This is a genomic window from Candidatus Poriferisodalis sp. (assembly GCF_965215815.1).
Taxonomy (GTDB): Bacteria; Actinomycetota; Acidimicrobiia; order Acidimicrobiales; family Poriferisodalaceae; genus Poriferisodalis.
In genome coordinates this window covers 240,826-255,746 of record NZ_CBDCEO010000012.1, presented here as the reverse complement: position 1 = coordinate 255,746, position 14,921 = coordinate 240,826, and the positions used below count along the sequence as shown (strand labels likewise).

Annotated in this window: 16 protein-coding genes; 6 read left to right on the top strand and 10 right to left on the bottom strand. The window is 66.0% G+C overall.

Annotation, left to right across the window (positions count from 1 at the left end; all coding sequences use genetic code 11):
• Positions 1 to 29: 29 nt before the first annotated feature.
• A complete protein-coding gene (locus tag ACOOHB_RS03200) occupies positions 30 to 1,196 on the bottom strand; it encodes a serine hydrolase domain-containing protein (RefSeq protein ID WP_420443377.1) in 1,167 nt (388 codons plus the stop codon).
• A 188-nt stretch (positions 1,197 to 1,384) separates the two neighbouring features.
• On the opposite strand from ACOOHB_RS03200, the gene ACOOHB_RS03195 reads away from it, so the two are divergent.
• Complete coding sequence (locus ACOOHB_RS03195; RefSeq protein WP_420443376.1) at positions 1,385 to 2,233, top strand: alpha/beta hydrolase; 849 nt, start codon at positions 1,385 to 1,387, stop codon at positions 2,231 to 2,233.
• A 49-nt stretch (positions 2,234 to 2,282) separates the two neighbouring features.
• The gene (locus ACOOHB_RS03190) at positions 2,283 to 3,623 is read left to right on the top strand and encodes a CapA family protein (protein ID WP_420443375.1); all 1,341 of its coding nucleotides are present in this window, start codon (positions 2,283 to 2,285) and stop codon (positions 3,621 to 3,623) included.
• A gap of 5 nt (positions 3,624 to 3,628) precedes the next feature.
• Here the strand turns inward: ACOOHB_RS03190 and ACOOHB_RS03185 are convergent, their stop codons facing one another.
• Positions 3,629 to 6,130, bottom strand: coding sequence for a CoA transferase (locus ACOOHB_RS03185; RefSeq protein WP_420443374.1), 2,502 nt, complete (start codon positions 6,128 to 6,130; stop codon positions 3,629 to 3,631).
• Between the two features lie 160 nt (positions 6,131 to 6,290).
• Here ACOOHB_RS03185 and ACOOHB_RS03180 point away from each other — a divergent pair, with 160 nt between their 5' ends.
• From ACOOHB_RS03180 to ACOOHB_RS03165, 4 genes are all read left to right on the top strand, one after another.
• Positions 6,291 to 6,758, top strand: a complete 468-nt coding sequence (locus tag ACOOHB_RS03180; protein ID WP_420443373.1) for a PPOX class F420-dependent oxidoreductase — start codon at positions 6,291 to 6,293, stop codon at positions 6,756 to 6,758.
• 24 nt (positions 6,759 to 6,782) lie between these two features.
• Positions 6,783 to 7,187, top strand: coding sequence for a hypothetical protein (locus ACOOHB_RS03175; protein ID WP_420443372.1), 405 nt, complete (start codon positions 6,783 to 6,785; stop codon positions 7,185 to 7,187).
• Between the two features lie 25 nt (positions 7,188 to 7,212).
• Complete coding sequence (locus ACOOHB_RS03170) at positions 7,213 to 7,581, top strand: nucleotidyltransferase (RefSeq protein ID WP_420443371.1); 369 nt, start codon at positions 7,213 to 7,215, stop codon at positions 7,579 to 7,581.
• A 356-nt stretch (positions 7,582 to 7,937) separates the two neighbouring features.
• The gene (locus ACOOHB_RS03165) at positions 7,938 to 9,335 is read left to right on the top strand and encodes an HNH endonuclease (RefSeq protein ID WP_420443370.1); all 1,398 of its coding nucleotides are present in this window, start codon (positions 7,938 to 7,940) and stop codon (positions 9,333 to 9,335) included.
• A 230-nt stretch (positions 9,336 to 9,565) separates the two neighbouring features.
• Here the strand turns inward: ACOOHB_RS03165 and ACOOHB_RS03160 are convergent, their stop codons facing one another.
• The 8 genes from ACOOHB_RS03160 to ACOOHB_RS03125 all read right to left on the bottom strand — a co-directional run bounded on the left by ACOOHB_RS03160 (position 9,566) and on the right by ACOOHB_RS03125 (position 14,878).
• Positions 9,566 to 9,949 (bottom strand): MmcQ/YjbR family DNA-binding protein, encoded by a 384-nt coding sequence (locus tag ACOOHB_RS03160; protein WP_420443369.1) that lies wholly within the window; start codon positions 9,947 to 9,949, stop codon positions 9,566 to 9,568.
• A gap of 22 nt (positions 9,950 to 9,971) precedes the next feature.
• Positions 9,972 to 11,411, bottom strand: coding sequence for an acyl-CoA dehydrogenase family protein (locus ACOOHB_RS03155; RefSeq protein ID WP_420443368.1), 1,440 nt, complete (start codon positions 11,409 to 11,411; stop codon positions 9,972 to 9,974).
• A 94-nt stretch (positions 11,412 to 11,505) separates the two neighbouring features.
• Positions 11,506 to 12,069 carry a hypothetical protein gene (locus ACOOHB_RS03150; RefSeq protein ID WP_420443367.1) on the bottom strand — a complete coding sequence of 188 codons (564 nt, stop codon included), beginning with the start codon at positions 12,067 to 12,069 and terminating at the stop codon, positions 11,506 to 11,508.
• A gap of 114 nt (positions 12,070 to 12,183) precedes the next feature.
• Positions 12,184 to 12,972, bottom strand: a complete 789-nt coding sequence (locus ACOOHB_RS03145; RefSeq protein ID WP_420443366.1) for an enoyl-CoA hydratase/isomerase family protein — start codon at positions 12,970 to 12,972, stop codon at positions 12,184 to 12,186.
• A 22-nt stretch (positions 12,973 to 12,994) separates the two neighbouring features.
• Positions 12,995 to 13,375: a MaoC family dehydratase gene (locus ACOOHB_RS03140; RefSeq protein WP_420443365.1), complete on the bottom strand. Its 381-nt coding sequence runs from the start codon at positions 13,373 to 13,375 to the stop codon at positions 12,995 to 12,997.
• Positions 13,372 to 13,821: an FAS1-like dehydratase domain-containing protein gene (locus tag ACOOHB_RS03135; protein ID WP_420443364.1), complete on the bottom strand. Its 450-nt coding sequence runs from the start codon at positions 13,819 to 13,821 to the stop codon at positions 13,372 to 13,374. Before ACOOHB_RS03135 ends, ACOOHB_RS03140 begins: the two co-directional genes overlap by 4 nt.
• A gap of 22 nt (positions 13,822 to 13,843) precedes the next feature.
• The gene (locus ACOOHB_RS03130; protein WP_420443363.1) at positions 13,844 to 14,134 is read right to left on the bottom strand and encodes a hypothetical protein; all 291 of its coding nucleotides are present in this window, start codon (positions 14,132 to 14,134) and stop codon (positions 13,844 to 13,846) included.
• 6 nt (positions 14,135 to 14,140) lie between these two features.
• Complete coding sequence (locus ACOOHB_RS03125) at positions 14,141 to 14,878, bottom strand: Phenylacetic acid catabolic protein (RefSeq protein ID WP_420443362.1); 738 nt, start codon at positions 14,876 to 14,878, stop codon at positions 14,141 to 14,143.
• Positions 14,879 to 14,921: the final 43 nt, after the last annotated feature.

Here is a 14,921-nt window from a genome sequence, read left to right as displayed (position 1 = left end):
GGCCAGCTCCCTGTGGGAGGTCCCCGGCGCTACAGGCTGTCGTAGGTGGCGGATTCGATTTCCTCGTAGAGCCCGTACGAACGCGCATCCGCGAACGGCACGACCTGGCTGATGTAGCAACCGGCCACCTGGTTCTGCAGATCGATCCAGAAGAATGAGTTGGCCAGCCCGGCCCACATGAGCCCTCCGGCCGGGCGACCGGTCGGCGCAGGCTCCTCATTGATTTGGAACGTGAGGCCCCAGGACTTCTCGAGTCCGGGGAAGAACTCTGCATCGTTGGAGTACGGAGGGATAGCGGTGTGCAGCATGGTGACCCGCAGGTCGCCCATGGCATTGGACACCATCTGCTGGTGCGTGTCGGCCGAGACAATCTGGCGGCCGCCGAGGCTGCCGCCGTTCAGCATCATCGTCAGGAAGCGGCAGTAGTCGTCGATCGTGGAATACAGGCCGCCTCCGCCCATCTCCATCTCGGGGTCCTGGGGGATCTCGAATGGCATCTCGACCAGCGAGCCGTCCTCCATCCGGGCATGCATGGCCGAGATTCTCGACCGCATGTCATCGCTGATTCGAAACGCCGTGTCGGACATGCCAAGCGGCCCGGTGACGTTCTGCGCGAAGTACTCCCCCAGCGACATGCCCGACACTGTCTCGACCATTTGGCCGGCGTAGTCGATGCCAGTTCCGTACATCCAACGTTCGCCCGGATCGAACAGCAGCGGAATGCTGAGCGTCGATTTCTGGCACTCGGTGATGCCGGGCGTGCCCGTGGCTTCTTGGTACTGCCCCAGCTCAGCGCTCCAGATGTCGTAGCCCATGCCGGCGGTGTGGGTCAGCAGCTGTCGCAGCGTGATATCTCCATTGCGGGCCCGGGTAACGGGGTTGCCGTCGCCGTCGAAGCCGGTCAGCACATCGAGCTCGTCCAGCAACGGCAATGTTTCCGCCGCCGGGCCGTCGAGCGAGAGCTTGCCCTGTTCGACGAGCTGCATTGCTGCGGTGCCGGTCAACGCCTTGGTCATCGAGGCGATCCAGCACACCGTGTCGTTGGTCATCGCCACATCGCTGTCGGCGCCGCGTGTGCCCGCAGCACCGGAACAGATCTCGCCATCTGGTCCGACGATCGTTGCCACCGCCCCGACGACATCACCGTCGGCAACGCCTCGGTCGAGAATCCCCTGAACTGTGTCTGCAAGTGCCATGAGCGTCTCCTTGTTCGCAGCCAGACGTGGCGCTGCCGGCGCCGGACGGCCCAGCGTGCGCGACGCTACTTCGACGCTCCGGACCGCGTGGCACCGACGTGACCTCATCTGGCGGCTGAGCGAGACGCGGCCGAGCGGTGCGCTGCGCGAGACTCAGGCTCGCGCAATCGGACCCAAAGGGACGTCTCATGGCAGGACCGCAGCAGCTTTCGCTCACACAGACCCACATCGTCCATTCCGACCTCATGGACTTCGATTTCGAGATCACCACGCAAGGCCCGCCTATCGACTGGCCCGAACCGCTGCCGGTCGTGTACCAGACCGACGCCAATTTCGGCATCGGCTTCGCCGCTGACATGGCCACGATGCTGCTCATGGGCGGGGAAATTCCCCCGGTGCTCACCGTGGGGATCGGCTACCCAGTCGGAGGCGACATCGTGTACGTGACCGGCCGGCGCATGTACGACTTCTCGCCGACGTCGGACGAATGGCAGCTTGGACAGCTGAACGCATCCCCGCTGGTCGAGGGCGAAGTCGTCGGCGGCGGCGCTCCGCTGTTCACCCGCTTCATGAGCGAAGAGCTGTGGCCTTGGCTCCAAGAGAACTTCAACGTGAGCGATGATCGCACCTACGTCGGCGATTCGATGGGTGGACTCTTCGGCTGCTACACGCTGTTCAACCACGGCGGATTCTTCAACCGTTATGTCATCGGCAGCCCGTGGATCTGCTGGGACCATCCGCTGGTGTACGACTACGAGGCGGCGTATGCCGGCGCCAACGACGACCTCGATGCGGTCGTGTACCTGGCTGCGGGCGGCGCGGAGGATGTGCTCAGCCCCGCCTTCGACCCGGGTGCGACCGCCATCTTCGAGCAGGCGCGCACCGCCGAGCACACCGAGCGGCTGGGAGAACTGTTAGCAGGCCGTGACTATCCGAACCTCAGGCTCAAGACGATGATCTGGCCCGAGGAGACCCACTTCACCGTGCCGTACGCCCTCATTGCGCACGGCTTGCGGTGGGTGTTCAACGCCGGCTGAGGCGCTGCTGAACTCGACCGCGGACCGGAGGCAGCGCCGAGCGGACGTCTTGGGACGCGCATGGGTGCTCGTGGCGGGCGCTGCTGTGCTCGGCGCAGCGTGCAGTACCAGCACGGTGCGGGTGGCGCCGCTACCGCCGTCGACCGCCGTCACACCGGCCCCTGCGGTGACCGTCGACGTTGGTGACGCCGGCGGGGCCGAAGAGCCGGCGCCGGCGGTGTCGGCCACGACGACTCCGTCTGCTGCGGCCGGCGTTGGCGATGCGGGACCGTCTTCGACGACCGTCGTGGACCCGCCGACGACTGAGCCAGATTTGACGTGGACCCTGCTAGCGGGCGGGGATGTGCTGATGGACCGGAGCGAGGCTGCTGGCATCGATCCGTTCGCTGGTATCGAGCCATCGCTGGACTCGGCTGACATTGCCGTCATCAATGTGGAGATGACCATCAGCGAGCGCGGCGAGCCCGCCAACAAGGAGTTCGTCTTCCGTGCCCCGCCGTCCGCCGCCGCACGCATCGCTGCAGCCGGCGTGGATATCGCCAATCTGGCCAACAACCACACCAAGGACTACGGCGCCGATGCGCTCGTCGACACGATTGATCTGCTCGAGGCCGAAGGTGTGATTGCGCTCGGAGCGGGAGCCACCAGCCCCGACGCCTACCGGCACCGAGTCATCGAGGTGCGGCCCGGTGTGCGCGTCGCGTTCGTCGGGGCCTCGATGGTGGTGCCGCTCGGCTTTCCGGCCGGGGAGTCACGGCCCGGCATCGCTTCGGCGTATCAGCGCGACCGCGTGCTCGCGAACGTCCGGGTGGCTGCCCGGGAGGCCGATGTCGTGATTGTGGTCGTTCACTGGGGCATAGAGCGCATGACCTGCCCGGACGGTCGCCAGCGCGACTTCGCCTTCGAGCTGCTGCGCAACGGTGCCGATGCGGTGATCGGCCAGCACCCCCATGTGCTGCAGCCCGTCGTGTTCGACGACGGGAAACTGGTCGCCTACTCGCTCGCCAACTTCGTCTGGCACTACCGGTCGGGCATCACTGGCGAGACAGGCGTGCTGCAGATCGACTTCGACGGGACCGAGATCGTGGGCTGGTCATTCCATCCGCACCTGCTCGATTCCAACGGTGCGCCCGTGCCGGCTGCCGAAGGTGCTCGTGTGGATCGGCTGACCGACATCGTTGGGGGGGACTGCGCCCGCCACCAGCCGCCTCCGATCACCACTCCCCCAGCGCCCCGAAAGGATGCTGAACCGGACACTGAGGTTGAGCCCGAGACCGAGCCCGAAACAGAAGCCGAACCCGAGGCAGAAGCCGAGTCCGACACCGAGTCTGAAGCTGAGGCCGAAGCCCAGTCCGGGTCAGGTACTGAGCCGGAGTCCAGCGACGGGTGACGTGCTCAGCCGAGCACTTCGGCTGCCGCAAGATCAGCAATGCGGTCGGCGTCGTAGCCGAGATACTCCGTGAGCACCTCGAAGTTGTCCTCGCCGAGGCAGGGCCCGCCGCGCCATACCACCGGTGGCGTGCGTGACATGCGCGTCCGGCAGTTCTGCGTCCACATCGTTCCGCGGTGGCTCTGGGGAACATTGATGTGATGCTCCCGTGCCTGCAACTGGACGTCGTCGCAGCAGCCCTGCGCATTGTTGACCGGGTAGGCGTCGATGCCGTGGGTCTGGAGCGCCTCGGCGGCATTGACGTTGCCACGCTCGGAGGTCCACACCGAGATTGCCTCGTCGATCACCGCTGCACGCTCGCGCCGAGCAGCCTGATCCCAGCCGGCGGCCCCATCACTGTCCAGCTCCACTGCTTCGGCCAATGCTGGCCACCGATCGTCGGTGCAGGCGATCGCCACCCACTGGTCGTCACCGGTGGTCGGGTAGACGCCATGCGGGCTCATGTGCGGATCCTCGTTGCCGCAACGCTGGGGATCTCGGCCGTTGACCGAGGCATCCAGGATGGCCGGAGCCAGGTAGTGCAGGGCTGCTTCGGTTTGCGACACGTCGATGTAGCAGCCGTTGCCAGTGCGGTCACGTCGCTCGAGGGCGGCCATCAGCGATGCCACGATGACTCGTGGCGCCAAGAAGTCCGTGTACGGGCCATACGGCCCGGCGGGACCTCGATCGGGCCAGCCGGTGATCTCGTAGAAACCGGCAATGGCCGCTGCCATGAATCCGTAGCCGGCGAGGCTCGAATAGGGCCCGCTCTGGCCCAGCAGCGAGCTCGACAGCATGATGATCTGGGGGTTGATCGCCGACAGATCCTCGTAGCCGTAGCCCATGCGCGCTGCTGCTCCCGGCGCCCAGGACTCCGTGACGATGTCGGCCCAGCGGATCAGGTCCTCGACCACTTGGCGGGACTCGGGCTTGCTCAGGTCCAGGCTCAGGCTGCGCTTGCCTGCGTTGTACACGCCGTAGCCGACGCTGTTGTCGGGGTGCGGGTCCTCGTCCACGAACGGGTTGACCGTGCGCATGGTGTCCGGGCGGCTCTCGGTCTCGACTTTCACCACGGTGGCGCCGTAGTCGGCCAGGATGCGCACCGCCGAGGGCGTGGCGATGACCCATGAGAACTCCACCACCTTCAGGCCTGCGAGCGGTAGCACCGCGTCGCCCGAGACTGTGCCTTCCGAGACAGTGCCATTGGGCTCAGCGTCGCCCGAGACAGGGCCGTTGGCCGCGGGCCCGCCGGCGACAGCGACCACGGTTGCCGCATGGGGCTGCCGGTCGGCGTCGATTGCCCCGTCGTGAGCGCCGAGCCGTGGCACGACCGGCGTGCGTTCGGGCGCGTCGTCGCTGAAGTGGACCAGCGGGCCGCAAAATCGGGCACGTCGCCCATCGTCCAACTCGGAGTCTCGCCAGAAGTCGCGACTGGCGAAGTGCACATTCGTGAGGAGATCGCTGACCAGTGCCGACGGCGTGATCAGCAGATTCCGGTCAAAAGCCGCAGCCCACAATTCCTCGATCGTTTTGGTCGCGAGAAAGCGGGCATGAGTCGCGAACGATTTGACGATGATCTCGGGCGAGCGCTGGCCGCTGAGAACCTCGACTGCGATGGTTTCCCAGTCCACCGCCGCAAGCTCCTCGTCGGCAAAGCCCTCCTCCGCTTCCCACTCCACGAGCCGTCGCGTGAAGGGCGCGAATGCCACCCCCATGAGCGCCACGCAGATGGTGTTCCCGTCGGCGCAGGGGAACATCATCGGGATGTCGATGCCGCCGAGACTGAGGCCGCCGGCGATGCGGTCAATGGGGTTGGCGTTGACCCGTGGCGACATGTTCTGCGGCTGGCCGTGGGTCATCGACTCCATGGCAGAGACATCGACGTGCTGGCCGAGGCCGCTGAGTTGGGCCTCACGGAGTGCAATGAGCGTCGCCGCAGCGGCATCGCCGGCGGCCTGAAGAAAGCTCTGCGGCACTCCCGAGACCCTCACGGGGGCACGGTCCTTGTCGCCGCTGGCGTGCAGGAACCCGCTGCCGGCCACAGCGGTGAGATCCGAACCTGCCCAGGTGCTGCGCGGGCCGGTCGAGCCGTACGGCGTCACGGACGCATGGACGATGGCGGGATTGACGGCGTAGAGCTCGTCATAGCCGAGACCCAGTGCAGACATGTGGCCGACCGGCGCGTCTTCGATGAGCGCGTCCGAGCCGCTAACAAGCTCCAGCAGAATTTGCCGGCCCTCTGCAGTGGTCAGATCGGCAACGACGCTCTGCTTGCCCTGGTTGTAGGCCCAGTGGCCCAGCGAGCGTTCCGGATCCGGCTCGTCGTCGACGAATGGACCCAAGTGGCGGCTGCGCACGCCACCGGGCGGCTCAACTGCGATCACCTCAGCTCCCAGGCTGGCAAGCAGGTAGCCCGCAAACTGGCTGATTCCCTCGCAGAGATCCAAGACCCGGTAGTGCTGCAACATTGTGTGGTTCACCCCTCGTCTGTGCCGGCACGAAGCGCGGCCCGATGCCGATTCTTCCCTGTTCGGGCGATTCATGCGAACCACCGGCACCGCGAGCCGCCCAACGGTGTGCCGAACGGCGAGACTGCCCGAGCTAGTGGGATGGCCCGGGGAGGGTGAGATGGTGTCAATCGCGACCGACCGAATCGTCGAGCGTGGAGAAATGCAGGCCTTCGTGCGCAAGCGGAACCACGGGGTCCTGCTCACGCTGCGGTGCGATGGCCGTCCGCAGGCATCGCTGGTCACCATGGGCCTCGACGAGCAGGGCGATGCCGTGCTCGTCAGCAGCTACCCCGAGCGAGCCAAGTCGCTCAATCTGCGTCGCAACGAGCAAGCCTGGGTGGTTGTCATGTCGGATGCGTGGGCTGGCGAGTGGGTGCAGCTTGAGTGCCGTGGCGAGGTGGTCGACATGCCCGATGCGATGGAAGGGCTCGTCGAGTATTTCCGCGTGATCAGCGGCGAGCATTCAGACTGGGACGACTACAGGGCTGCGATGACTCGCCAGGACAAGGTGCTGCTGCGTCTGAACATCGAGAGCTGGGGGCCGATCTCGAAAGGCGGCTTTCCCGCCCGTCTCGTCGAGGAGTAGCCGTCGGGCGGTACCGTCGAGAGGATGGCGCTTGCCAGCGATGACGTGCCGGTCAGTCGGCTGCTGAAGGACTTCGTCGTTCAACTGCGTGGGTGCGATGACGAGATGCGGTTGCGAATCGTGCTCCATGAATTCGGGCTGGTGTGGGAGGACACGCCGCCAGTCGCCCGGCTGAGACTCGTGGCCGACGAGCCGGGGCCGATTGATCGGCGCTGGGACGCATTCCTGGCCGCACATGTGGAGCATCGCTGCATGCATGACGGCATCATCGCCCCTGAGTGGGTGTTCGACGAAGCCCGCTATCTCGACGAGTTCTGGTTTCCGGGCCCAGATCTCGACTTCTTTCGCGTCGAAGCCATCGTCCACTCTCCCGCAGCATTTGAAGCCCGCCGCGTCTTCCTGCCCGCTCGCGAGCTGCTCGTGGTCTGAGATGGCGCCTCCACCACGAACAGCGATGGACCGCAGTGCCTTCCTTGAGGCTCTGGCCGAGGTGGCCGAACGCCTGTATCAGCGCGGGGCTGTGGCAAGGATCTACGTCGTCGGCGGTGCGGCCATGGCATTGGCCTACGACGCCGAACGCGCCAGCCACGACATCGACAGCGTGATCCTGGACGGCTACGGGCCGCTCATCGAAGTGGTTCGGGAGGTTGCTCGGGAACGGGGCTGGCCTACGACGTGGCTCAACGACCAAGCAGCCAGCTACGTGCCCAAGACACTCGACACAGCAGCGAGGGTCGTCTTCGACCACCCAGCGCTGCATGTGCTTGCCGCGTCCCCAGAACATCTGCTGGCCATGAAGGCGATGGCCGGGTCGACGCACTGATTTCGACGATCTTGTTCGTCTCATCGAGCTAGTCGGCGCCGCTTCGGCCGCCGACGTGCTCGCCATTGTCGAACGTGTGCTCGGCAGCCAAGCGCTGCTCGATCGGGGGCGCATGGTCATCGAGGCAGCGGTCCAATCCGCACAAGCCAAGGCGCTCAGCGGCGAAGACCCCCGCACAACGCGAGACGCCCGCTGGAGGCCGGAATAACCCAAACGGCATGCGTGTGCCGCATTCCCCAGCCGCCGCTCAGGCTGTGTCGAGTCAGGTTGTGTCGCAGCAGCGGACGAGCGTTGCAGGCACTCGACCGCCGACCTCGACAGCATGACCGTCACACCCCCTCCGTACGGTTGTTCTCATGTTGAGAGACGGTTCGAGTGCTGCCAGCGGGACCGGCCACCACCTGCCGGTGGAGAGTGCAGCAATAGCTGCGGCGCCGCCCGCTGCCGCTGACCTGGCACCCACTGATGCCGCTGCTGACCGGCCATCGGCTGGCGCCGCTGCCGCTATTGACTTGTCGTCTGCCGGCGCCACCTTGTCGCCCGCTGTTGTCGCCACTGACCGGTCGCCTGTTTCCCCGGCTCTCCGTTCCTCCGCGGCTGTTGCTATCCCTGCCTCGGGTTCGTGTGGTCGTTCGGGTGGCGGTGTGTGCGTGGGTGTTGTGGATGTGGCGGGGTTGTCTGATGAGGGTCTGCGTTGTCGTTTGGGTGTGATCGGCCGTTCGGAGTCGACGTTGGCGGCGATGAAGGCAGCCGTGCTGGGCGAGATCGTCCGCCGCCATGACACCGCAGCTGCTGAGCGCGCCGCACGGATGGAGCTCGCAGCGTCAGGACGCAGCGCGAGAAGCGACGTGCGCCTCGCCGTGAGCCTCGAGGCTCTGGATGCGACGCGTGCGGCGCTGGCGAGCGGTGCGATCCCCGCGGCGCACGCAAAGCTGATCGCCCGCGCCGCCGCCGAGGACCCCATCGACGAGCAGTATCTGGCGGCCGCTGCGCAGCGGCAGGGCTATGACGAGTTCCGTCGCACGGTACGCCGCCACCAAGCCGACCGAAACGGCGACGACGGCAAGTCGTTGCTGGAACGCCAGCGCCAGGACCGCTCAGGTCGAGTGTTCACCAGAACCGAGACGGGCATGACGGTGCTCAACGCCCACTTCGACCCGATCGCCGGTGCACAGATCTCCGCCATCGTGGCGGCCAAAGAACGCGAGCTTTACCGTGACGAAGACCCCACCGATCGGCCGAGCCACCACCAGCGCACCGCAGACGCGATCGCCAAGCTGATGCTCGAGCCCGACGCCAAGGGGCGCCCACGGCGCGGTGGCACCTCGCTGCTGATCGTCGCCGATTACGACACCGTCAACCAGCAGCTCGCCAAGGCGCGCCTCGCCGACGGCACACCCATCCCAACCAGCGAACTCGTGCATCTCGCCTGCGACGCACAAATCCTGCCCGCCGTGTTCAACCAAGCCACCGGCGACATGGCAATGGGCCGAACCCGCCGCATCGCCACCGACGCCCAGCGAGCCGCACTGGCCTTTCGCGACCAAAGCTGTGTCGGCTGCGCCAAATCGCCGATCTACTGCGAAGCGCACCACATCATCCCCTGGGAACTCGGCGGACGCACCGACCTCGACAACCTCGTGCTCGTGTGCAACCGCTGCCACCACCACATCCACGACGACGGCTGGCAAGTACACCGCCACCACACCAACCACCGCTACGAACTCCACCCACCAAACCGAACACCCCCATAACCACCAACAGCCCGCCAGCGGGCCACTCACCGCCAGGACTAGCGGCTAGCGACCGCCAACCGGCGACTGGCGCTTGTGCCCTCAGGGCTGGCAAGTTCGCCAGTCTCTCCAGCAACCGCACACCTCGCAACGGTCAGAGAGATCGGGTCGGGGGCGTGCAGTCAGATCGACGCCCTCAACGGCGATCTTGGCCCTCGGATAGGTGAGCCCGAAGATTGTTCAGCACATCGCTAAGAGGCATCGAGTTTGTGGATGAGAGTCGGGAGCGCTCGGTGCCTGTAGCTCTCCTCGATCCAGTCGGCGAGGTCATCGAGCTCGACATCGGCCAGTCGGACGAGGACCGCGCCGTAGCCGTCGTAGTGGGGCATCGTGAACAGCACGTCGGGATGGTTCTCGAGGAGCACCGGCTTCATGTCCAGCTCGCAGAACAGCACGAGTACCTCGGTGTCGTGAACGTTGTTGCGGTTGTGCTCGCGATCGCCCCACATGCGGCACACCAGCTTCATGCGCACTTTCAGCGCAGGTGTGCCGTACGACGTCGACTCGGTCACCTCGGGCAGTTGCATGCCGAGCAGCCGCACATCGTCGAAGGTCGCCATGCCAGAGGATTGCATGGCTCGAGCGTCGAAGCGGGCGTCAGCGGGACGGGACGGCTCGGGCGGCGATGTGGGGCAGGGTGGCGGTGGGGTTGAGGGTGCCGAGCTCACTGTCCCAGTCGCCCGCGAGGCGGGACTGGACGTACGCGTCGGCCAGTGCTGGGTCGCCGTGCTGCACGAGCAGCGACGCTGCCCAGCATTGGGCCATCTGCTCGACGAGACGGCGCGCACCTGCTTCAAGTCTCGTGCCGGAGCCACCGACATCGTTGCCGAGCATGGTCCTGCGGAGGCCGGCGAGGTGACGGTCGAGTGTGGCGTCGGAACCGCGAGCACAGTCCAGCCGGTCTGCGAATGCCTCGGCGCTGTGGGGTGAGCGGGCCATCGCCCGCAGCACATCGAGCGCTATCACGTTGCCGGCGCCCTCCCAGATGGCGTTGAGGGGGGCCTCCCGGTACAGGCGCGGCAGGATCGACTCCTCGACGTAGCCGTTGCCGCCCACGCACTCCAACGCTTCGCGCACAACAGGGCTCGAGCGCTTCGTCAGCCAGTACTTGCCCACGGCGGTCGCCAGCCGCGAGAAGGCGGCCTCGTCGGGATCCGTCGGTGCACGATCGAAAGCACCGGACATCTGCGCCACCGCATCCTCGAACTCCAGTTCGCCCGATGCGTTGGACCGGTTGCCGAGCTTGTCCTTGAGCCGCATGAACCGCAGCCCGTTGCGCTGTCCATCGGGCAGCACGCGTGGCACCAGGAAGCACGACAGCCCCTTGGGCGCCTGGGCCAGCACCAAGAAGGCGTCGCACATCGGAGCTGACGTGAACCACTTGTGGCCCCTCAGACTGTGGGCGTCCTCCAGACCGGCGGCCGTCGCGGCGACCGGTTCAGCGACCGTGGTGTTCGCCCGCACGTCAGAGCCGCCCTGCCGCTCGGTCATGCCCATGCCGACGAGGCAGCCCGCCTTGGTCGACGGTTCGACGAGGCGCGGGTCGTAGCTGCGCGACACCAAGCGAGGTCGCCATGTTGCGGCGAGCTCTGGCTGATGCTCCAGAGCGCCGAGCGCCGCCGACGTCATGGAGGTCGGGCAGCCGTGGCCGACCTCGACCTGGCTCATCAGGTACATGAGCGCGTTGCGCGTGACCACCCCGCCGTCGCCCGGCTGGGATTCATAGCGCATGCAGTGGATGCCGGCTGAAACCGACATGTCCAGCAACGAGTGGTACGCCGGGTGGTAGCGCACCTCGTCGATGCGGTTGCCGAAGCGGTCGTGGGTCGCCAGCTCTGGCGAGTGTCGATTGGCCAAGCTGCCCCACTCGAACACCTCTTGGCTGCCCACCGCTTTGCCGAACGAGGCCATCACCTCGCGCAGGGCACCCTCGCGTTCCGTTGCAGCGCCGAGCACCGGGTCGGTCCCAAACAGGTCGTAGGGCTCCAGCGGCGGCGGCTGGTTCGCGCCCGCCTGCAGTGTCATCGCATCAACCATGGCCACCAGTGTGGTGCGTGGCAGAGGGACGGGCCACAGCAACGACAGCAGCGGTCAAGCAACGCCGAACATCGCCATGCCAGCCCCGGTTCTTCTACGGTCGATCAACGCGCACGCCGACCTGCTTCAGGGCGTCGATGACTCTCCGTGCTTCGGATGTCACGAAGGTGAGGCTCCGCACACTGAGATCTTCGTGGATGTAGTGGATACGCACCGCAAACCCATCGCTGCTGCCATACCGACGGTCGTAGTCAGCAGCCGCGTTCGGCGCCGCCAGATTCTGATCGGGTGACCGCACCAGCACATGTTCCGCGTATCGGACGGACGAGATCGGGAGGACCTGCCTTGAACGCCGTCCCGTCTGCACCGTTACGACTTCGGACCTGACACGCAGGACTGCGTGCGCGGGCACGAAGTACTCGAGAGCCAACGGGAGCAGCGCCGCCCCCACAACGACCGGGACGTAGGGGGGAAAATCGAAGTCGACAAGTGACGCCACTCGAGACACAGCGAATGTCGCGCCAACCGCCCCAGCAATGCCGATCGCAACATACGCGAACTTGCGCAGGCCCGAGCCCATCGATTCAGTGACGACGACGTCGCCATTCGACCGGCGCTTGAACCTTGTTCGGGACCCAGACTGGGATTCGGGCTCCACTGCTCACCCCTTGACCGAGGCAGTCAGCTTGCCACGGTGAGGGTCTCACCAACCACCAGTGCGCTCCCCCCAAAGAAACTTGTGCCGGAGCGGTGGGAACCCACCGGCGAGCGTCTAGCGGCCCTGCCAATCGGGGGTGCGGCGCTCGAGGAACGCGCTGGCACCCTCGGCGTGGTCTGCGGTGGTCTTGAGAACGCTCTGGCCGAGACGCTCGAGGCGGCGGCCGGTCTCGTGGTCGACATCGGTGCAGGTGTTCAGCACGGTCTTGGCCATGCCCAGCGCGAGCGGAGCAAAGGCTGCCATCTCGGCAGCGAGCTCAAGGGCGACCGTTACGGCTTCGCCTTCGGGGGCCACTTCGGTGGCCAGACCCATGGCCTTGGCGTCATCGGCGCCGACGTTGCGCGACAGCATCACAAGTTCCTTGGCACGTCCGAGCCCCACGTAGTGCACCAGCCGGGAGCAGCCGCCTGAGCCGGGAATGAGCCCCACCTTGGCCTCGGGCATGACAAATCGGGCATTGGCGGCGACGACCCGGAAGTCGCAAGACAGTGCCAGCTCGAAGCCACCACCAGCAGCGACCCCGTTCACCGCGGCGACGACGGGGACTTCGAGTGCCTCGATGAGATCGAAGACCGAGTGAATGCCACGGGCCACGGCGCGGAAGCCCCGGGTTCCCATCTCCGTCAGGTCGCCCATCTCCGAGACGTCCTCGCCAGCCGAGAAAGCCCGGCCCGCGCCGGTGATGATCAGCACCCGGATGTCGGTTGCCATCGCGGTCTCCTCGACGGCGTCACGCATCTCAGCGCGCATAGCAGCATTCCAGGAGTTGAACTTCTGCGGCCGGTTCAAGGTCAGGATCCGCACGCCGTCGCGGTCTTCGGTCAGCAGGTGCTCGTAGCTCATCTGGTCTCCCTATTCGCAGATCTCACGACTCGTCAGGGCCGCCGCGCAGGATGACGATGCCAGTGGCGACGACATCACCCCGCTGATTGCGCACCTCCACGCCTCGATCGTGCTCCCCAAAACTCACCGGCGACACCGTCAGGTCATCGCCAGGAAAGACCGGTCCGCGCAGCCGAACGTCCAGATTCAGAATCGCATCGGCACCGAACTGGGCGACGAGCGCATCGAGCGCGATCGCGGTGGTGTGGGAAGCCTGCACCACCACGTCGGGCAGCCCGGCCTTGGCTGCAAACTCAGGGTCGGTGTGCACCGGATTTGCGTCACCCACGCCGTCGACGAAGCTGCGCATCGCCTCCCTTGTGATTGTCGGAGCAGGCGCCTGGGTGAATTCGAAGTCAGTCACCTTCTCGCCTCCCCTGCCGAACTCTCGCCCTCTGCCGCTTCAGGGCCCTTCGAGGGGTCAGCCGGCTTGCGCTCCACAAACACCGTTCTCTGGCGCTGTATCAGCTCACCGTCGGCGTCTCGGTACTCCGACAGCACAGTGGCGAGGTGCAGCGCTCCCTTGTCGATGATGTCCTCCACCGACACCACCACGGACACTCGCTCGCCCAGTCGGAACGAACGGTGCCACTCGAACGACTGGCCGCCGGCGAGGCCTCGCTCCAGGCTGAGCCCGATGGGCCCCACCACCGAATCGCTGCCGCCGACCGTCGGGCCGAAGAAGGGCAGCCGCAGCGCAACCTCGCCGGCGGTGGGCGTTCCGAGCGCATCGACCAGCAGCGCCACGGATTCGGCTTCGACGACCACCTCGGTCTCCACCAGCACTTGGCCCAGCGTCTCGAGATTCACTCCGCTACCTCGCTCCGCACGCTCAGCTCGAACTCAGCAGTTGCCACACCTGTACCAACAGGTCCTCATCGTCGCCGGCAGACGGCGGATCAGAAGCCGGCTGCATGTCCCATCCGTACGGCTTGTTGATGACCTGGACGCGAGGCTCCGGCGATGACTTGTCGCCGCGGTCGAAGGCTCCCACGACGAGCGTGTGGTCGCCCTCGGCAATCCAGAAGCACTCCCAGTGCACCGACGACGACGTCTCGATGATCGCGACCTCAGGCGCGGGCCGTGAGATCTTGACCGCGAGTCCTGTAGCTCCAGGATTCATGGCCGGCTAGAGGAACCGGCGGTTCAGCCGATTGGGCGGTACCTCGATCCCCAGCTCTTCGAGCAGCGGCCTCGTATCGGCGATGTACTGCCTGCGCAGGTCTGCGTTGTTCTTCTTTCGCAGGCCCCACCGCACGTAGGCGTCGCCAAAGTCGGAATCAGACCGTCCGAACATGTCCAGCGCCGCCGGCCACCAGACGTGGATCTGCTCGTTCGCCTCATCGAGGCCCTCGGGCGTCTCGCAGAGAAGGCGCAAATTGCGCAGTCCGAGCGTGCAATGGAACAGTTCTTCCTTGTGCACGCGTGTGGCGATGTCTGCCAGCGGCTTGTAAGGCACGCCGTCCCATGTCTCGCCGATGTACACGCCGACCCGGTCGATCAGCGCATGGAAGTACGACAGGTCGCAGAAGGTATCCATTGGCAGCCGGAACGCGTACTGCTCGATCGGGCGATCGACCTTGTCGACTCCGAGGCCGGCCAGGATGTGAGCGTTGATGATGCCGTGCTCGACCTCTTGCTGCATCAGCTTGACCAGGAGCCCCTTGGTCGCTTCGTCGGGTGCGAACCGCAGGCAGCGGTCCCACAGCTTGGTCAGCAGGTCGGTGTAATGCGGATTCGTGCTGTTCTCGACGTGATAGCTCAGCATCCGCACGAGCAGCTCGTGAAATTCGGCCGGCATGTCGGGATCGCCCTCGTCCCAGATTCGCTGCGGCTCGCCTGTCCGATCCAGCGTTGCCGTGCTCATGTCACTTCCAAGTCGTCGTGATCTCGGTGGCACATTCTCAGCG